The following is an 18502-nucleotide window of genomic DNA, read 5'->3' as shown; positions in this document are numbered from 1 at the left end:
AGGCTTTACCTGTGTCCCTGACCGTCCTTGGCCTGTCCGGCGCCCTCAGCCACGATCCCTCCGCCGCGCTCTATATCGACGGCAAGCTGATCGCCGCGGTGGAAGAAGAACGCTTCGTGCGCGACAAGCATGCCAAGAATCGCATGCCCTACGAGTCGGCCAAGTTCTGCCTGGAACAGGCCGGGATCAGCCCCGCCGATGTCGACGTGGTGGCCATTCCCTATGCGCCCATCAGTCTCTTCGGCGAAGCCCGCTGGCACTACGCCAAGCGCTATGCCTATGCGCCGGATCGCGCCCTGGACGCCATCCTGTTCGGCAATCGTCGCTACCACCGCTACCAGAAGCGCATCGAATGGTGCCTGGTGCAGCTCGGCTTCGACCTGAAGAAGGTCAAGCTGGAAGCCGTCGAGCACCACCTGGCCCATGCCTCCAGTGCCTATCACTGCTCGGGTTTCAGCGAGAAGACCGCGATCCTCGGCATCGACGGCAAGGGCGAATACGCCACCACCTTCTTTGGCTACGGCGAGAACGGCAAGATCCACAAGATCAAGGAGTTCTACGATCCGGACTCCCTGGGTGGTCTCTATGGCGCCCTCACCGAATTCCTCGGTTTCGAGATGCTCGATGGCGAATTCAAGGTCATGGGCATGGCGCCCTATGGCGACGCCAGCAAGTACGATTTCTCGCGCCTGGCGAAATTCGAGAATGGCGAGCTGATCATCAATACCGACTACGCCAACGTCATCGGCTTCCGTCGCTACAAGGAAAAGGGCAAGGGCTACTACTTCTCGCCCAAGCTGATCGAGTGGCTGGGGCCCAAGCGTGAAGGCGACATCGCCGACGATCCCTACATCCACTACGCCGCCAGCATGCAGGCGCTGTTCGAGCGCCTGGCGCTGGAGATGATGGACTACTACCTGGGCGACATCATCCGCCAGACCGGCAAGCTCGCCTTCGCCGGCGGCTGCGCGCTCAACGTCAAGCTCAACCAGAAGATCATCGCCCGTCCCGAGGTCAAGGAGCTGTTCGTCCAGCCCGCCTCGGGCGACGCCGGCACCGCCGTCGGCGCTGCCGCCTACGTTTCCCATGCCCGTGGCGTGCCGGTGGAGAAGATGGAGCACGTCTATCTCGGCCCCGGCTACAGCAACGAAGACGTCATCGCCGCCTGCGCCCGTCATCCCAACGCACCCAAGTGGGAGCGGATCGACAACATGCCCCAGCGCATCGCCGAGATCATGGTGGCCGGCAATCCGGTGGCCTGGTTCCAGGGTCGCCTGGAATTCGGTCCGCGCGCCCTGGGCGGTCGGTCCATCATCGGCTGCCCCAGCGTGCCGGGCGTGGCCGATCGCATCAACGCCCAGATCAAGTTTCGCGAGCGCTGGCGGCCATTCTGCCCGTCCATGCTCGACACCGTGGCGCCGCAGATGCTCAAGGTCGACCATCCCTCGCCCTTCATGACCTTTACCTTCGAGGTCAACGAAGAGTGGAAGAGCCGGGTGCCCGAGGTGGTCCACGAAGACGGCACCTCCCGTGCCCAGGTGCTGGAGCGTCGGCACAATCCGCGCTGGTACGACCTCATGGTCGAGCTGGAAAAGCTCACCGGCAATGGCGTTTCCCTCAACACCTCGCTCAACCGCCGCGGCGAACCCATGGTCTGCTCGCCCACCGACGCCCTGAACATGTTCTTCGGCTCGGATCTGCAGTACCTGATCATGGAAGACATCCTGGTGGTCAAGGAGGGGGCTGGCGTATGACGCGTTCCGCCGAACCGCGGGTGCTGCAGTTCTGTCACGGCTACGACGGTCCCTTCCTCGACTGCGCCCGCCAGACCGCCAGCCTCTTCGCGGGCAGCGGCTATCGCGTCACCACGGTCTTTCTCACCGGCACCGCCGACGCCGAGGTGGCGGCCGGCTGCGGCAGCGACGAGGTGCTGTTCCTGGAGTACTCCTCCAGGGACGTGCGCGGGCTCAAGCTCGGCGCCATCCAGGCGCTGCGCGAGATCGTCCGTTCGCGGGGCATCCGCTTCGTCATCGCCCATAGATTCAAGCCGATCTGGATCGCCTGCCTGGCCACCAACCTGCCGGTGATCGGCGTGCACCATGCCTTTGGCGATTACGACCGGCTCGGCCGGCGGCTGTTCGCCAAGCTGATGAGCAAGCGCCTGACCCTGCTGGCGGTCTCCGACGCGGTGCGCGACGAGATTCGCCAGCGCCTCAAGGACTGGCCGGCCGAGCGCATCGAGACCCTCTACAACCGCCTGGACGTCGAGGCGGTGGAGCGCGAACTCTTGCCGGCCGACCAGGCCCGCGCCGAGCTCAAGCTGCCCCATGACGCCTGGATCGTCGGCAACGTCGGCCGCCTGCATCCGGACAAGGACCAGGCCACCCTGCTGCGCGGCTTCGCCGCTGCCTTGCCAAATCTGCCGGCCAATGCCCTGCTGGCGATCCTCGGCAAGGGCCGCCTGGAAGAAGACCTCAAGGACCTGGCCCGCGAACTGGCCATCGCCGACCGGGTGCTGTTCCTCGGCCAGGTGGAAGGCGCCCGGCGCTACTTCAAGGCCTTCGACGTCTTCGCCCTGAGTTCTGACCACGAACCCTTCGGCATGGTCCTGCTGGAGGCCATGGCCGCCGGCGTCCCCCTGATCGCCACCTCCTGCGGCGGCGCCCGGGAGATCGTTGAGGGGGTAGGCTTCCTTTTCCCCCTGGGCGACGCCGACGCCCTCGGCCAGGGCCTGCAGCACCTCGGCCGGCTGGCGCCCAGCCAGCGACGCGCCTGCGTGCAGCACATGCGCGAGCGCCTGGCCGAACGCTTCTCCGACGAGGCCGTGCGCCGCGACTTCTGGCGCCTGCCGATGGTCGCCGCCTTCAAGGCCCCGGCGCCGTGAACGTCCTGTTCCTGGTCCAGAAGGAGCAACGCATCCTGCTGGACCATTTCTATGCCAGCATCGCCGCCCACTGCGAGTGCGACCTGCGCTGGCTGAGCGACGAGGAACAGGCCGATCTGCGCGGCTATTTCCGTCGCACCGTGCCCCGACCCGAGCAATACGACCGTATCCTGCTGTTCCTCAGATTCAAGAAGCAGCTCAGGCAGGTCGCCTTCATCCGCAGCCTGCCCAACCTGGTGGAGCTGGAACACGACGCCTACCAGAATTTCATCCCCTGCAAGTACACCGGCAAATTCAGCCGCTACTACCGGGCCATGCCCCACGTCCGGGTGCTGGTCTCCGGCGCTGGCGTGGCGCGGCGGCTGCAGGAGGAGGGGGTGGACGCCCACTTCGTGCCCAAGGGCTACGACGACAGCCGTCTGCGCGATCTGGGTCTCGCACGCGACATCGAACTGGGCTTCGTCGGCAGCCTCGGCAGCGTGGCCTACAGCGGACGCAAGCAGCTGCTGGAAGACCTGGCCAGGGTCGAGCCGCTGCTGATCACCAAGACCCGCTCGGGCGACGAGTACCTGCAGACCCTCAATCGCATCCGCTTCTTCGTCGGCGCCGATGTCGGCATGGGCGAATACATGATCAAGAACTTCGAGGCCATGGCCTGCGGCTGCGTGCTCTTCACCTACGACCAGGGTGAAGAGGAGAACCGGGCGCTGGGTTTCGAGGATGGCGTCAACGTGGTGCTCTATCGCTCGCTGGACGAATTGCGCGAGAAACTCGCCCGGTTGCGAGGCGATCCGGCGCACGCTGCGGCCATTGCCAGGGCGGGAGAGGCGCTGGCGCGTCACTCTTTCGCTTTCGGCCACTTGGGTGAGCGTATCGTTTCGGCTATAACCCCAGCGCTGCGACCGGCAGTCGCTCCGGGGTTCCTGCACCGCCTGCTCGGCAGGCTGGGACGCTGATGCGCTGCCTGAGGTCCGGCTTTCGACTCAACTGGCAGAAAGGGTAGAACGTGCAGTTTTCCGCCGACAGCGACATCTCCGTGGTCGTCACCAGTTGCGGGCGCTTCGACTTGCTCCGGCAGACGCTGGCGACCTTCGACGAATTCAATACCGCGCCCATCCGCCGCGTCTTCATCACCGAGGACTCCGGCGACGAAGCGGTACGCGACTGCATCCCGGCCCACTGGCGCGAGCACACCGAATTCATCGTCAACAACCCCAAGCTCGGCCAGATGCGCAGCGTCGACGCCGCCTATGCCCGGGTCGAGACCAGCTGGATCTTTCACTGCGAAGACGACTGGGCCTTCTATCGCCCGGGCTTCATCGAGGATTCCCAGGCGCTGCTGGAGGCCGATCCCCAGGCGCTGCAGGTCTGGCTGCGCAGTCACGCCCACGACCTGGCGATCCACAGCCCCTACGTCCATCTGAAGTCGCGCCAGGTGCACGCGGGCATCGCCTTCTACGAGGTCGGCTCGCACAAGCCCGAATGGCAGGGCTTTTCCTTCAATCCCGGCCTGCGCCGGCGCGCCGACTATCTCCTGCACGCCCCCTATGGCGAGCTGAGCGGCGAGAAGGAATTGTCCCGGCGCTATGCCGACGCTCATCGCCATGCGCTGATCCTGGAGAACGATGCCGTGCTGCACACCGGCTTCGGCCAGCACGTGGTCAGCGACAAGGACCGCAACGACAAGCAGAAGCGTCGGCGGATGGAACGCATCAAACTGGCACTGGCCTTCCTGGTCGGTGCACTCCTGGGAGCCCTGTTGTGGTGACGCCCTTGCTTGATCGCCTGCAGCAGAGTCGCTATTTCACCCTGGCGGTGCTGGTGTTCATGGCCGCCTACCTGTGCATCCCGACGGCGAAGTGGATCAACAGCTACTACTATGCGGCGATCGCCCTGCCGGCGCTGATCCTCTTCGTCCTGCGCCCGCGGCTGATCGACTGGCGCTCGCCGCTGTTGCTGCTCTGGCTGGTGTTTCTCGCCTGGTTCATCGTGCCGGGGGCGCGGGCCGAGGAGGGACAGTTCTTCAAGCACATCCTCTATGTGCTGCTGTTCGTCCTGAGCGTGGCCTGTCTGGTGGATGGCGACTTCTTTCGCCGGCCCGGCTTCGTGCGTCTGGCCTTCTGGCTGGTCTGTGCCTATGCCGTGGGTTCCAGTCTAGTGTTCTGGCTCACCGGCCACTATGCGGTCGGCCAGCGGGTCATCCACCTGCCGGGACGCATCTCCAATCCCATCTATGTGAGCATCTGGATGGTCTGCCTGGGCGGCCTGGCGGCGCCAACCTGGATCCGCGAGCGACGCTGGATCGAGTTGCTGGCGGCGGTGGTGGTCACCATCGTCGGCATCTCCTTCGCCCTGCAGACCCGCACCGGCCTGGTGGGTATCGGCTTCCTGGCCGCCCTTGGCGTGCTGTTCGCCTTTCCGCGCTTTCCGTTGCGTACCCTGGCGCTGGTGGTTCTGGTCAGCCTGCTGATCGCCGGGGTGGTCCAGGTGGTGCACACCGAAGCCTGGTTCGTCGCCTTCTGGGGCCGCGCGGACTCGGGACGCATCGAGCTGTTCCACTTCATGGTCAAGGACTGGGAGTCCTGCGGCTGGTGGCTGGGCTGCGGCCTGGGCTATCAGAGTCACGACCTGCTGCACGGTACCGAGGCCATCCAGCACCCGCACAATATCTTCGTGTCCTTCGGCATCTACACCGGCCTGGTGTCGCTACTGATCTTCGGCGTGCTGATGCTCGCCAGCCTGGGCGCGGCCCTGCGCCAGCGCGATCCCTGGGGGCTCTATCTGGCCGTGGCCCTGCTGATGCTCAACTTCGACGGCGCCAAGCTGATCGGCAATCCGGACGAGTTGTGGCCGCTGGTGCTGTTGCCCGCGGCGATGATCGCCGGGGCCGAGGTGCAGCGCCGGCGCAAGCTGGCGCTGGGGCAGGCGGTGCCGGTCTAATCCTGCAGTTGCCGGTCGAGTTCGCGCCAGTCCAAGGGCTGGCGGCAGGCTTCGGCATAGGCCTTGAGGAAGGGTTCGCGACCGGGCTCGAACAGCCAGTCGCGGTCCTCGCGGTAGCGCAGCAGGTGATGGAAGTTGCGCACCCGCAGGCGCAGCGGCAGACGCCGCGCATGACAGCGCAGATCGGCGATGTCGATCAGGCCCAGTTCGCCTTCCGGCGTCAGCACCACGTTGCCCAGGTGCAGCGAGCGGAAATAGACACCGCTGTCGTGCAATTCGGCGATGAAGCGACCCAGGGCGGGGCGCAGTGTCGCGGCCTCGCTCGAGGTGCGTAGCTGGCGTAGGGTAGCGCCCGGCAGCGGGCTGTAGTGCACCAGATCACGCTGCAGCGAGGCGGCGCGATAGACCTCCAGAACCTGCGGACAGGGAATGCCGCGCTCGGCCAGTTGGCGGGCGTTGTCGGCGAAGCGCTGGGCATAGGGAAACAGCGCCGCCGAAGTCAGCAGCCGCTTGCGGCGAAAGAGCTTGAGATAGCTGCCATCGGTGAGGCGCAGGACCTTGTCGCCATGATGATCGGCTTCCACTACCTGGGCGGCGTCGCGCAGTTCGAGATAGCGCGAATGTTCGAGAGGCTTCATGCAGGACCCGTCAACGTCAGGGCGTGCATGTTACCCGAAGGTGGCAGGCTGTGAAGTGACCCTTGCGACCTATCCGGTCGCTTGTTGCTAGAATCGGATTTTTGCCGGCAGCTTTACATGCGCCCAACACGCCAACTCCTGTATTTCGTCTACGGCGGTGCCCAGGCCTATCGGCAGGAGCTGAAGTTCAGCCTGCTCAGCGCCCTGCACTGGCGGCAGGGCCAGGACATCGCCCTCCGTATCCTGACCGATCGGCCGCAGGACTATCGCGGCTGGCCGGTGGAAGTATTGGCCATCGAGGGGGCGACGCTCAAGGCTTGGCAGGGGCAGCACGGCTATCTGCATCGCAGCAAGGCCTGCGCCATCGCCTGGGCGTTGCCCCGGGCCGACAAGACGCTGTTTCTGGATAGCGATACCGTGGTTCAGGCACCACTGGCGTCCTTGTTCGACAGCATCGATGTCCATCGCGGGATGATGGACATCGAGGAATGGTTCTGGCGCAAGGCTCGTGTCCGTCCCGAATTCGTCCGTTTCGCCGCCGCGCTGGCCGAGCGCGGGCAGGAGCCGGCGGAAGAGACGCGGCTCTACAACAGCGGTGTCTGCGGTCTGGCGCGGGTCCATCTGCCGCGGGTCGAGCGGGCCATCGCCCTTATCGACGACTGGCATGGGCATGACGAGGAGGTCCATACCCTGGAGCAGATCGCCCTGTCGTTCAGCCTGGCGGACCTGGTCATCAGCGAGGCCCGTGGGCCCATTCGGCACTATTACGCGGAAAAACGCTTTCTGCATTTCATGCTGGCGCACTTCTTCGAGCGCTATGGCGAGGACTATTCACCGGCGCTGCAGCAGCACTGGCAGGAGGTACCCCTGACCAAGCCGCTGCCCGATGTCTGGACCCGGCTGCGGGTGAAGTGGCAGCTGGCCGGGCTGGACAAGCAGCGTGCGAGCCTGGGCCGCAAGCTGCTCTACGGCTGCCTGGCGACTCAGGACAGCTACGCCCGCGCCTGCCGCCATGTCTGGTGGGAGCGGGCCCTGAGCGAGCGCCTGGGCGGCGGCGATCGCCAGGCCTTCGCCGAAGGCATCTGGCCCAACGACCTGCCGCGCCCGCACCTGGCGGACGAAGCCAGCGCGGCCCTCGACTACCTGCGCAAGCGGGTGCGCGGCTAGGCCGCGACCCTTAGGAAATCCCATGCGAACGCTCTTTCTCGTCGTCCTCTATGGCCTGCGCCCCGGGGAGTCGGCCACCCTCGACAGCCTGCTGGCCCAGCCACCGGCCAGCCTGCCGGCCGACAGCATCCTGCTGGTCTGGAATAACGGTCCTCGGCCGCTGGAGGAAGCGGAGCAGCAGCGCCTGCTGGCCGCGCCAGGCTGGGCGGAGGTACTCGTCAGGGAGGACCTCGGCAATCCGCCGCTGAGCCGGGTCTACAACCAGGCATTGCGGCTGGGCGCCGAGCGCCTGGTGATCTTCGACCAGGACACCGTGGTGGACACACGCTTTCTGCAGGCGCTCGGGCAGGAGGCCGAGTTGCTGGTGCCCCTGGTGCTGGGGGCCGGTGCCATCCGCTATCCCCACCAGTACAAGGCGGTGGTGACCGCGGAGGGGCCCCTGGATCCCCGGGCCACCGTGACTATCAGCTCGGGGCTGTGCCTGACGCAACGTCTGGCCACGCGTATCGCGGCCCGCCATGGCGATGTCTTCGACGAGCGCTTCGCCCTCTATGGTGTCGATGTCTCCTTTTTCCTGCGGGTCCAGGCGCTGGCGCAGGAGGAGCCGGTCGAGCTGCGCTGCGCAGGCACCCTCGACCATTCGCTGTCCGAGCTGGAAGTGGAAACCCCGGCCCAGCGGCGCTTTCGCGACATCGAGAAGTTCTATGTCGCCCTGCTGCTGCGCCTGCACTACAAGGGCGCCTCCCGCGGCAAGGTGCTGCGCTACCTGGGGCGGCAGCTGCTGGGCAATCGGCTGTATCTGTATGGCGTGCTGCCACGGATGCTGCGGACCATCCTCAGCGGGCGGCATCCCCGGGCGTAGCGCCCGGCAGCGGACGGATCACCGCCTCGTGGCGGCTGTAGTAGAGGCTGTCGGCGGGGATGTCGCGCATCACCAGGGCGCCGGCGCCCACCACCACGTTGTCGCCGATGGTCAGGTGGTCGCCAACGATGCAGACGTGGGCGCCGAGGCTGACGTTGTCGCCGATGAAGATGCCGACCAGTTGCGCCGGATCGTCGCTCTTGATGCCGATGGTGGTGTGCTGGCGGATCATCACGTTGCGCCCGATCACCGCCAGATTCGACACACAGATGCCCATGCGATGGGGCAGGCGCAGCCCGGGACCGATACGGGCGCCCAGCAGGATCTCGATGTTGTGCCGGCGGATCAGCCGGCGATTGATGCGCTCGGCCAGCTTGCGATAGTTGAGCAGGCCGCGCGGGCGGCAATAGAGAAATTGCGCCAGGCGATACCAGAACAGAAAGCTCGGACTCTCTCCGCCGCTACGCGCCGAAACAGGCGCCTAAGTCGCAAGGGCTTGCCCGGCGCATCCAGCACCTCAACGCGCCAGAGGTCCTTGAGTTCGGCAAAGGTGGCGATCAGCGGTGGCATGGCGGACGTTCCGGAGCAGGGAGGGCAAGCCTAGCGGAAAATCCCCTGGCTGGGTCGGCGGCGGGTGCGTGTTAACATGGCGCTTTTGCGTCACGACGAGACCATGAGCCAAGACTCCCCTGCGCAGACCTCCAGTCTGAAGATCTATTTCCGCCTGCTCGGCTACGTGCGGCCCTACATAGGCATGTTCTTGCTGAGTATCGTGGGCTTTCTGATATTTGCTTCTTCCCAGCCCGCACTAGCTTACGTGCTTAAGTACTTCGTCGATGGGCTCAGCAACCCTGACGCGGCGATGTTTCCTGGTAAGCCAATCATCGGCGATCTGAGTTTGGTGAAGGCTGTACCGTTGATGATCGTTTTCATCGCGGTCTGGCAGGGTATTGGTTCTTTTCTCGGTAACTATTTTCTTGCAAGGGTTTCGTTGGGTTTGGTGCACGACCTGCGGATCAAATTGTTCAACCATATGCTCCGTCTGCCCAATCGCTACTTCGATGCCAACAACTCGGGGCATCTGATCTCGCGCATCACCTTCAATGTCACCATGGTGACCGGTGCCGCTACCGAGGCGATCAAGGTGGTGATTCGCGAAGGCATGAGCGTGATTTTCTTTTTCGCCTCGCTGCTGTGGATGAACTGGAAACTGACCCTGGTGATGGTGGCCATCCTGCCGCTGATCGCCCTGATGGTGACCAGCGCCAGCCGCAAGTTCCGCAAGCAGAGTAATAAGATCCAGTCGGCCATGGGCGACGTCACCCACATCACCTCCGAGGCCATTCAGGGGTATCGCGTGGTGCGGAGTTTTGGTGGTGAAGCCTACGAGCAGCAGCGTTTCCTTGCATCCAGCGAGGCGAATACTGAGAAACAGCTGACCATGACCAAGACCGGAGCGGTCTATACACCCATGTTGCAGCTGGTGATCTATACGGCGATGGCTGTATTGATGTTCTTGGTACTGCTACTTCGAGGCGACGCCTCTCCCGGTGACCTGGTTGCTTACATCACTATCGCCGGCCTGCTGCCCAAGCCGATCCGCCAGCTTTCCGAGGTCAGCTCCACCATCCAGCGTGGCGTAGCCGGTGCGGAAAGCATCTTCGAGCAGCTCGACGAGCCCGCCGAACGCGACGACGGTCGTGAAGAACGCGAGCGCGTCCAGGGTCGGCTGGAGGTGCGCAACCTGACCTTCCGCTATCCGGGCACCGACAAGCCGGTGCTGGAAGGCATCGACTTCGTCGCCGAGCCTGGCCAGATGGTGGCCCTGGTGGGGCGCTCGGGCAGTGGCAAGTCGACCCTGGCCAATCTCATTCCGCGCTTCTACCAGCACGAAGAGGGCGAGATCCTGCTCGACGGCCTGGAGATCCAGGACTATCGGCTGAACAACCTGCGCCGGCACATCGCCCTGGTGACCCAGCATGTCACCCTGTTCAACGACAGCGTCACCAACAACATCGCCTATGGCGACCTGGCCGGGGCGCCCATGGATCAGGTCAAGGCGGCGGCCGAAGCGGCCTATGCCGACGAATTCATCCAGCGCCTGCCACAGCGGTACGACACCCAGGTCGGCGAGAACGGCGTGCTGCTTTCCGGCGGTCAACGCCAGCGCCTGGCCATCGCCCGGGCCCTGCTGAAGAACGCACCGCTGCTGATCCTCGACGAGGCCACCTCGGCGCTGGACACCGAATCCGAGCGCCACATCCAGGCCGCACTGGACCGCGTCATGCAGGGGCGCACCACCCTGGTGATCGCCCACCGTCTCTCCACCATCGAGAAGGCCGACCTGATCCTGGTGATGGACCATGGCCGCATCGTCGAGCGTGGCAGTCATGGCGAGCTCTTGGCGTTGAATGGCTACTATGCGCGCCTGCACGCCAAGCAATTCGAGGACGTCGCCCCCGCGACGCCCGCGTCCCATGCTGAATAGGTTCCGTTTCTGGCGCGAACGTGGCTGGACGACCATTTCCGCCGCCGACTACGCCGCCACCTGGCAGCGCCATGGCGGCAGCGTCGCCAGCCACCCCGAAGTGGTCGCCCGCCTGGCCGAACTGGCCGGCATCCCGGTGCGCTACCTGGGCTGGCCCGGCGCGGACGGCCTGCAGGCCGCGGTGCCCTGCTGGGGCCGTGAACTGGCGCTCTCGCGCACCGTGCTGAAGAAGCGCCGCCAGCGCGCCCTGTTCGACCTGGGCAATGCCGAGATCATCCTGCCGGCCGTGCCGGGCGCGCTGGCGCCCCTGCGCCAGCGCGCCCGCTATCTGTCGCCGCTGTGCGACGAGCGTTTCGCCGGTCTGCGCCGGCAGAGCGAAGAACTGGCCATGCTCCGCGAGCCGGAAGCCTGGTCGAAGAAATTCCGCTACAACCAGCGTCGCGAGCAGCGCCTGTTCGAAGACGCCGGAGGGCGCGTGGTCCCCATGGCCGAGCTGGACAGCGCCGAGCAGGCGCGGATCTATGCCGAGCTGTTCGAGGCGCGCTGGGGCTTCGAGGTACCGGGCAAGGCCCGGCTGGCCGAGGTGTTCGGCCTGCTGCGGGAGTTCATGACCGGTTCGCTGCTCATGCTTGGCGAGCGTCCGGTGGCGATCCAGGTGCTCTATCGGGTAGAAGCGCCCGAATGGATCAGCGTCGAATACGTCAACGGCGGTGTCGATCCCGCTTCCAGCGACCTGAGTCCCGGCAGCGTCCTCACCTATTTGAACACCCAGGCCGCCTGGCAGGATGCCCGCGCCCTCGGCAAGGCGTTGCGCTACTCCTTCGGCCGCGCCGATCGCGACTACAAGGACCGCTGGTGCCACCGCGTCACCGTCTTCGAGAGCTGAGATGACCGCCCGTAAACAAGCCCTGCTCAAACGTCACCGCCGCCACAAGCGGCTGGTCCTGGCGGTCATCGCCGTCGTGCTGCTCGGTTGCCTGGCGTTCGGGCCCTGGTGGAGCGCGCCACTGCTGGCGTTGCTGGTCTGGCTCGGCCACGAGGCCTGGTTCGCCGATCACCTCTTCTATTCGCCGCGTGACAACTACAGCTACCAGTTCCCTGCCGACACCCTGGTGCTGGGCCTGCATCTGCAGCACGGTCGCCTGGCTGCGGTGGAATTGCCGCCGGGCGAGCTGACGCTGTTCCTGGAATGCCGCCTGCGCGCCGGTTGGCTCGGTCGCCTGCTGGATCCCCGGGTGCACCTGCGCGCGGGCGACGAAGGCGATCGCCAGGACTTCGAGCGCGGCGTCGCAGGGCGGCGCTATGTCAATCTGAGTGGCTATGCCGCGCCCCTGCGGCGTGGCGAGTTGCACCTCTGGACCCGCTTCTGTCGGCTGCAGGGCGAGTTGCGCCTGCATGTCTTCGCCCAGCCGGATTTCCGCGAAAAAAGGGTGATGGTCATCGCGCCCCATGCCGACGATGCCGAGCTGGCCGCCTTCGGGCTCTACAGCCAGGCGCGGGAAGCCAGCATCGTCACCCTGACCCAGGGCGAGATCGAGGCTGGGCACTACCAGCGCCTGGGCCTCGATCGCCAGGCCGCGGCCCGGCTCAAGGGGCGGCTGCGCACCTGGGACAGCCTGGTCACGCCGCTGTGGGGCGGGGTACCGCCGGAGCGCTGCGTGCAGCTGGGCTACTACTGCCTGCAATTGCCGGCCATGCGCCAGGCGCCGGAAGACACCTTCGGCTCCCGCGAGTCCGGTGAGAGCGATGTGCGCAGCGCCCGGCGCCACAATCCCCTGGAACTGCCCGGAGATGTCGACGGCGCCCCCACCTGGCGCAATCTGGTGGCCGATCTGGTGGCCCTGCTGGAGCACTTCCGTCCCGAGGTGGTGGTGCTGCCGCATCCGCAGATCGATCCCCATGCCGATCACGTGGCCAGCACCCAGGCCCTGCGCGAGGCCCTGGCCCTCAGCCAGTGGCAGCCCGAGCTCGAATTGCTCTACGCCAACCACCTGCACGACAACGACCGCTGGCCCATGGGCCCGGCCGAGGGCGGCATCGCCCTGCCGCCGGCCATCGAGACGCCGGCGCCCCTGGTGCCCTGGAGTCCGCTGCTGACGCCCGAGCGGCGTCTGGACAAGGCCATGGCCCTGGGTATGCAGCACGACCTGCTGGTGCCGCTGCCGGCGAAGAAACGCCTGCGTCGGGCCATCCAGTGGCTGCTGGCCGGTCGCCGCTGGCCGCGCACCGGCGAAGACGAGTTCTTTCGCAAGGCCGTACGCCGTCACGAGCTGTTCTGGATCCAGCGCCGCGAGCTCTAAGAGCCTTTTCATAATCTGCTGCGCGTCGGCCAGACCGCGTTGGAATGGCCCAGGATCGCTAGCCGGTCCGCTTGCTCAGGCCTCGTTTGACTCTAGCTCGCACGATTATGAACAGGCTCTGACCCCGGCGTCTCCTGCTGGCAGGCGCTTCCAGAGCGCCTTGGCCCCTATGCTATGATCGCCGCCATTTTCGCGCTTTGGAGCCTGTCCCTATGAAGCTGACCATGCCTCGCTTCGATCTCGCGCCGGTCCTGGTGGTCGGCGACGTGATGCTCGACCGCTACTGGCACGGCACCACCTCGCGGATCTCGCCCGAGGCACCGGTACCTGTGGTGCGCGTCGACCAGCACGAGGATCGTCCCGGTGGCGCGGCCAACGTCGCCCTCAACATCGCTGCCCTGGGCGCGCCAGCTTATCTGGTCGGCGTCACCGGCCAGGACGAAGCCGCCGATGCCCTCACCGACAGCCTGAGAGCCGCCCACGTGCAGGTGCGCTTCCAGCGCATCGCCCAGCAGCCGACCATCGTCAAGCTGCGCATCATGAGTCGCCACCAGCAGCTGATCCGCGTCGACTTCGAAGAGCCCTTCGACACCGATGCCCAGGCGCTGGCCTCGGACACCGCCGCCATGCTGGCCGGGGTCAAGGTGCTGGTGTTGTCCGACTACGGCAAGGGCGCGCTGAAGAACCATCAGGCCCTCATTCAGCTGGCCAAGGCCCGCAACATACCGGTGCTGGCCGACCCCAAGGGCAAGGATTTCTCCATCTATCGCGGCGCCAGCCTGATCACGCCGAATCTTTCCGAATTCGAAGCCATCGTCGGCGTCTGCGCCGACGATGCCGAACTGGTCGCCAAGGGCAACGAACTGATGGCGCGCCTGGACCTGGGCGCCTTGCTGGTGACCCGCGGCGAGCACGGGATGACCCTGCTGCGTCCCGCTCAGCCGGCGTTGCACCTGCCGGCGCGCGCGCGCGAGGTGTTCGATGTCACTGGCGCTGGCGACACCGTGATCTCCACCCTGGCCGCCGCCCTGGCCGCCGGCGAGGACCTGCCCCAGGCCGTGGGCCTGGCCAACCTGGCTGCCGGCATCGTGGTCGGCAAGCTGGGTACCGCCGCCATCAGCGCCCCCGAGCTGAGGCGCGCGGTACAGCGCTCGGAAGGCTCCGAGCGCGGCGTCCTGTCCCTGGAACAGCTGCAACTGGCCATCGAGGACGCCCGCGCCCATGGCGAGAAGATCGTCTTCACCAACGGCTGCTTCGACATCCTCCACGCCGGCCACGTGACCTATCTGGAACAGGCGCGCGCCCAGGGCGATCGCCTGATCGTGGCGGTCAACGATGATGCCTCCGTGACCCGCCTCAAGGGTCCGGGCCGGCCGATCAACAGCGTCGACCGGCGCATGGCGGTGCTGGCCGGCCTCGGCGCGGTGGACTGGGTCATTCCCTTCAGTGAGAACACCCCGGAGCGCCTGCTGGAGCAGGTGCGCCCGGATGTGCTGGTCAAGGGCGGCGACTACAAGAGCGTGGAAGAGGTGGTCGGTGCCCAGATCGTGCAGAGCTACGGCGGCGAGGTGCGCATCCTCGGCCTGGTGGAGAACAGCTCCACCACCGCCATCGTCGAGCGGATCCGCAACCGCACCTGAGCGCGAGCGCTCGGGTTAAGCTGGCGTAGAACCGCTATGGAGCTGCGCCATGTCCTCGACGCCCCTGTTGATCCTGGGTACTGCCGTTTCTGCTGACAAGAGCGACGGCCAACCCCTCGGCCACCCTCTCAAGCTGGCCAATCGGCACGGTCTGATCGCCGGCGCCACCGGCACTGGCAAGACCGTGACCCTGCAGCGCCTCGCCGAAGCCTTCAGCGACGCCGGCGTCGCCGTCTTCGCCGCCGACATCAAAGGCGATCTCTGCGGCTTGGGCGCGGCCGGCGCGCCCCAGGGCAAGCTGGCCGAGCGCATCGCCGCCCAGGGCCTGGCGCACCAGTCCCGCGCCTATCCGGTCACCCTCTGGGACGTCGACGGCAAGCGCGGTCATCCGCTGCGTACCACCCTGAGCGAGATGGGCCCACTGTTGCTGGGCAATCTGCTGGAGTTGACCGACAGCCAGCAGGCCGCCTTGCACGCCGCCTTCAAGGTGGCCGATCGCGAGGGCCTGCTGCTGCTCGATCTCAAGGACCTCAAGGCCGTCCTCAATCACCTGCGCGAACGGCCCGAGGCCCTGGGCGAAGACCGCGCGCTGTTCGCCGGCGCCTCGGCCCAGGCGCTGCTGCGCCGGCTGGCGACCCTGGAACAGCAGGGCGCCGAGGCCTTCTTCGGCGAGCCGGCGCTGCAACTGGAGGAGGTGCTGCGCCCGGAGGCCGATGGCCGCGGACGCATTCACCTGCTCGACGCCAGTCGCCTGGTGCACGAGGCGCCCAAGGTCTATGCCACCTTCCTGATCTGGCTGTTGGCCGAGCTGTTCGAGCAGCTGCCCGAGCGCGGCGATGCCGACCAGCCGGTGCTGGCGCTGTTCTTTGACGAGGCCCATCTGCTGTTTGGCGACACCCCCAAGGCCCTGCGCGATCGCCTGGAGCAGGTGGTGCGGCTGATCCGTTCCAAGGGCGTCGGTGTCTATTTCGCCACCCAGTCGCCCAGCGACCTGCCGGACGCCATCCTCGCCCAGCTGGGATTGCGCATCCAGCACGGCCTGCGCGCCTTCACCGCCCGGGAGCAGAAGGCCCTGCGCGCGGTGGCCGACGGCTTCCGGCCCAATCCGGCCTTCGACAGCCTGCAGGTGCTGACCGACCTGGGGATCGGTGAAGCCCTGGTGGGCAGCCTGGAAGACAAGGGCACGCCGGCGATGGTCCAGCGGGTGGCCATCGCCCCGCCGCAATCCCGGGTCGGCCCGCTCAGCGAAGCCGAGCGCCAGACGCTGATCCGTCAGTCACCCCAGGCGGGTCGCTATGACCGGGCCGTGGATCGCGAATCGGCCTACGAGATCCTGCGGGAGCGTCAGGCCGAGCGGGTACCGGCGGAGGCGCCAGCAGCGGAAAAGACCAAGGCCGGGCAGGGCGGTGCGCTCAGCGATCTGGTCGGCGAACTTGCCGGCAACGCCATCAAGAGCGCGGCGCGCCAGGCGGCCAATCAGCTCGGACGTCAGCTGGTACGGGGGCTGCTCGGCTCCCTGCTGGGTGGCAAGCGTCGCTAGCCGACTCGCAGGCAAAAAAAGACCCCGCCTGGGCGGGGTCCTTGAGCTTCACGCAGTCATTACATGCGTGGGGCGACGGGGTTGGCGTCGTTGGAGATGGTCACTTCCACGCGGCGGTTCAGGGCGCGGTCGGAGGCGTTGCTATTGCTGGCCACCGGGAAGGCCTTGCCATAGCCACGGGCCTGGATGCGGCTCGGCTCGACGCCGGCGCTGACCAGGGCGGTCTGGATGGCCTGGGCGCGACGCTCGGACAGCTGCTGGTTGTAGGAGTCGCTGCCGACGCTGTCGGTGTAACCCTCGACGATCACCTTGCGCTCGGGATTCTGCTTCAGGTAATCGGCCAGCTTCTGGGCGTTGGCGTAGCCCTGGGGCTTGAGCTCGGCCTTGTTGAAGTCGAACAGCACGTTGCCGAAGGTCACCACGGTGCCGCGCTCGGTCTGCTTGGCCTGCAGGGCGTCCTGCAGCTGCTTGAGCTGGGCGGTACGGGCGTCCAGGCGGGCCTGGGTGCGCTCGGCGTCGACGTTCTGCATCTGGGCTTCGGTCATGCGCAGCTTGATGGTCTGCATGGCCGTCTGGATGCGCTGGTTGGTCAGGTAGGCAAGCTGGTCGACGGTTTTCTCGTTTTCACCGTCCTTGTAGGCCTTCTCGGCCTTCTGCAGCCAGGCGCCGGCGTCCTTGGTCTCCAGGGCGGCCAGTTGGGCGGCCTGGGGCTGGGATTCCAGCGCGGAGTAGTCGGACTTGGCCTGTTCCAGGTTGGGGTTGGGCGGTGTGGAGCAGGCGGCCAGGGCCAGGCTGAGCAGCGACACGGCAGGGATCAGAATGTGTTTACGCATGATGGTCGTCCTTTGAGTTCGTGAAGGGAGGAAAGAGGCGGTCGCTTATTGCTGGACCTTCTTCTGCAGGTTCTGCTGGAGCTGCAGGTTGATCTGACCTTCCTCACGGATCTGCTGGATGCTGTTCTGGGCATCCTTAAGTGCGGCGTCGGCCTTGGCGGCCTGGGTCTTGCGGGTGGCCAGGCGGGCATCCCACTCGGCCTGTTCGGCCAGTTGCTTGGCTTCGTCGTACTTCTCGTTGGAGAGGGCGGTCTGGGCCTGGGTCCACTTGTCCTGGGCCGACTTGGTCTCGATGGGAGCGAACTGGTTGCCACCGGAGCTCACGGCCTCGTTGACGGCGGACTGGGTCACGGCCATCTGGGCGGTCGGCGGATTGCCGGCGCAACCGGCCAGCAACAGCGAGCTGCCCAGGGCAAGGGCTGCAAGTTTCAGGGTGCAGGCTTTGGAAAGGGACTTTTGGGCAGTGGCACTCTTCATGGATTCAAGCTCCGTTGTTGATCCGAAAAGCGCGCCGCCGGCATGGGCAGGGCGGGCGCCTGGTCAGTTGAAAGCCGCACGTGGAAGCAAGTCCGATCCGTCCCCCAAGGGGCCGTGACGGGTACTGGTAACCAGCCCTCGTCCAGCGCTGCGGTCTGACTCTGTGACCGCTCATCCGGCAAAAATGTTCACTGGCTATCGAATTTCGCCGTGCGCTGAGGCCCTTTGCAGAGCGGTAGCGGCGTAGGTAAAGCTGCAGGTCGACGGCTAGCCGGCCGTTGCGGACTGCAGGCGATGCAGGTGCTTGCGCGCCAGTTCGAGGAAGCGCGGGGTCGTGCCGGCGTCGGCGTAGAGGGGGTCGCCGAGTTCATCGGTGGCCACCACGTCCTCGCCCTGCACGTAGGGAAAACTGGCTTCCAGTTCCTCGAAGGCGGCCGCCAGCAACTCGCCGAGCAGGGCTTCGGGTGTGCGCTGGGGATAGAGTTCGCAGAGGGCCTCGAGACGGGCCGCGGTCTCGATCTCCAGGTCGAGGCGGTAGCTGCGGGTGGTGCCGGAGGTGGTGGCCTGCTGCTCCCATTGGTGAGCGAGTTCGCGAATCTTCATGAGCATCTCCCGTGGCTTAGGCAAAGGTCGGATATTCAGGTCGAGCGAGGCTGGGCACCCTGCAACAGCCGGCGCTTGCAACCGTGACAGTAGGGTGCTGTCCTCTGCGCTAGACCGCAGCGGTTGCCGT

The 18502-nt window shown here is 66.2% G+C and carries 18 protein-coding genes; 12 read left to right on the top strand and 6 right to left on the bottom strand.

Going from position 1 to position 18502, the window contains the following annotated elements:
- The first annotated feature begins 11 nt into the window (after positions 1–11).
- Genes RCF34_RS18830 through RCF34_RS18810 form a run of 5 tightly spaced genes read left to right on the top strand, consistent with a single transcriptional unit; the run spans position 12 to position 5824 of the window.
- Positions 12–1754, top strand: coding sequence for a carbamoyltransferase (locus RCF34_RS18830; RefSeq protein WP_308709542.1), 1743 nt, complete (start codon positions 12–14; stop codon positions 1752–1754).
- Positions 1751–2884 (top strand): glycosyltransferase, encoded by a 1134-nt coding sequence (locus RCF34_RS18825; protein WP_308709541.1) that lies wholly within the window; start codon positions 1751–1753, stop codon positions 2882–2884. Before RCF34_RS18830 ends, RCF34_RS18825 begins: the two co-directional genes overlap by 4 nt.
- A complete protein-coding gene (locus tag RCF34_RS18820; RefSeq protein WP_308709540.1) occupies positions 2881–3840 on the top strand; it encodes a glycosyltransferase in 960 nt (319 codons plus the stop codon). Before RCF34_RS18825 ends, RCF34_RS18820 begins: the two co-directional genes overlap by 4 nt.
- 50 nt (positions 3841–3890) lie before the next feature.
- Positions 3891–4652 (top strand): glycosyltransferase family 2 protein, encoded by a 762-nt coding sequence (locus RCF34_RS18815; protein ID WP_308709539.1) that lies wholly within the window; start codon positions 3891–3893, stop codon positions 4650–4652.
- A 5-nt stretch (positions 4653–4657) separates the two neighbouring features.
- On the top strand, positions 4658–5824 hold the full coding sequence (locus RCF34_RS18810; protein ID WP_308709538.1) for an O-antigen ligase domain-containing protein: 1167 nt from the start codon (positions 4658–4660) through the stop codon (positions 5822–5824).
- Here the strand turns inward: RCF34_RS18810 and RCF34_RS18805 are convergent.
- Positions 5821–6462 (bottom strand): lipopolysaccharide kinase InaA family protein, encoded by a 642-nt coding sequence (locus tag RCF34_RS18805; protein WP_308709537.1) that lies wholly within the window; start codon positions 6460–6462, stop codon positions 5821–5823. The genes RCF34_RS18810 and RCF34_RS18805 overlap by 4 nt on opposite strands.
- A gap of 117 nt (positions 6463–6579) precedes the next feature.
- On the opposite strand from RCF34_RS18805, the gene RCF34_RS18800 reads away from it, so the two are divergent.
- The gene (locus RCF34_RS18800; protein WP_308709536.1) at positions 6580–7629 is read left to right on the top strand and encodes a hypothetical protein; all 1050 of its coding nucleotides are present in this window, start codon (positions 6580–6582) and stop codon (positions 7627–7629) included.
- 22 nt (positions 7630–7651) lie between these two features.
- Positions 7652–8491, top strand: coding sequence for a hypothetical protein (locus tag RCF34_RS18795; protein WP_308709535.1), 840 nt, complete (start codon positions 7652–7654; stop codon positions 8489–8491).
- Here RCF34_RS18795 and RCF34_RS18790 read toward each other — a convergent pair.
- Positions 8466–8756, bottom strand: coding sequence for a hypothetical protein (locus tag RCF34_RS18790; protein ID WP_308709534.1), 291 nt, complete (start codon positions 8754–8756; stop codon positions 8466–8468). The genes RCF34_RS18795 and RCF34_RS18790 overlap by 26 nt on opposite strands.
- A gap of 80 nt (positions 8757–8836) precedes the next feature.
- Positions 8837–9061: a hypothetical protein gene (locus tag RCF34_RS18785; RefSeq protein ID WP_308709533.1), complete on the bottom strand. Its 225-nt coding sequence runs from the start codon at positions 9059–9061 to the stop codon at positions 8837–8839.
- Positions 9062–9164: 103 nt separating this feature from the next.
- On the opposite strand from RCF34_RS18785, the gene msbA reads away from it, so the two are divergent.
- The 5 genes from msbA to RCF34_RS18760 all read left to right on the top strand — a co-directional run bounded on the left by msbA (position 9165) and on the right by RCF34_RS18760 (position 16459).
- Entirely contained in the window at positions 9165–10979 is a 1815-nt protein-coding gene (gene msbA / locus RCF34_RS18780) for a lipid A export permease/ATP-binding protein MsbA (protein WP_308709532.1), read from the top strand.
- Positions 10969–11865 (top strand): GNAT family N-acetyltransferase, encoded by an 897-nt coding sequence (locus RCF34_RS18775; RefSeq protein ID WP_308709530.1) that lies wholly within the window; start codon positions 10969–10971, stop codon positions 11863–11865. The genes msbA and RCF34_RS18775 overlap by 11 nt, the downstream gene beginning before the upstream one ends.
- Before the next feature lies 1 nt (position 11866).
- A complete protein-coding gene (locus tag RCF34_RS18770) occupies positions 11867–13279 on the top strand; it encodes a PIG-L family deacetylase (RefSeq protein ID WP_308709529.1) in 1413 nt (470 codons plus the stop codon).
- Between the two features lie 212 nt (positions 13280–13491).
- Positions 13492–14919 (top strand): bifunctional D-glycero-beta-D-manno-heptose-7-phosphate kinase/D-glycero-beta-D-manno-heptose 1-phosphate adenylyltransferase HldE, encoded by a 1428-nt coding sequence (hldE, locus tag RCF34_RS18765; protein ID WP_308709528.1) that lies wholly within the window; start codon positions 13492–13494, stop codon positions 14917–14919.
- Positions 14920–14968: 49 nt separating this feature from the next.
- Entirely contained in the window at positions 14969–16459 is a 1491-nt protein-coding gene (locus RCF34_RS18760; protein ID WP_308709527.1) for a helicase HerA-like domain-containing protein, read from the top strand.
- 59 nt (positions 16460–16518) lie between these two features.
- Here the strand turns inward: RCF34_RS18760 and RCF34_RS18755 are convergent, their stop codons facing one another.
- The 3 genes from RCF34_RS18755 to RCF34_RS18745 all read right to left on the bottom strand — a co-directional run bounded on the left by RCF34_RS18755 (position 16519) and on the right by RCF34_RS18745 (position 18372).
- On the bottom strand, positions 16519–17292 hold the full coding sequence (locus tag RCF34_RS18755) for an OmpA family protein (protein ID WP_308709526.1): 774 nt from the start codon (positions 17290–17292) through the stop codon (positions 16519–16521).
- Positions 17293–17337: 45 nt separating this feature from the next.
- Positions 17338–17769 (bottom strand): DUF4398 domain-containing protein, encoded by a 432-nt coding sequence (locus RCF34_RS18750; protein WP_007161972.1) that lies wholly within the window; start codon positions 17767–17769, stop codon positions 17338–17340.
- 267 nt (positions 17770–18036) lie between these two features.
- Positions 18037–18372 carry a pilin assembly protein gene (locus tag RCF34_RS18745; RefSeq protein WP_308709525.1) on the bottom strand — a complete coding sequence of 112 codons (336 nt, stop codon included), beginning with the start codon at positions 18370–18372 and terminating at the stop codon, positions 18037–18039.
- Positions 18373–18502: the final 130 nt, after the last annotated feature.

It is taken from the genome of Pseudomonas sp. 102515 (genome assembly GCF_031085165.1).
GTDB lineage: Bacteria > Pseudomonadota > Gammaproteobacteria > Pseudomonadales > Pseudomonadaceae > Chryseomonas.
This window is presented reverse-complemented; position numbering and strand designations above follow the sequence as displayed.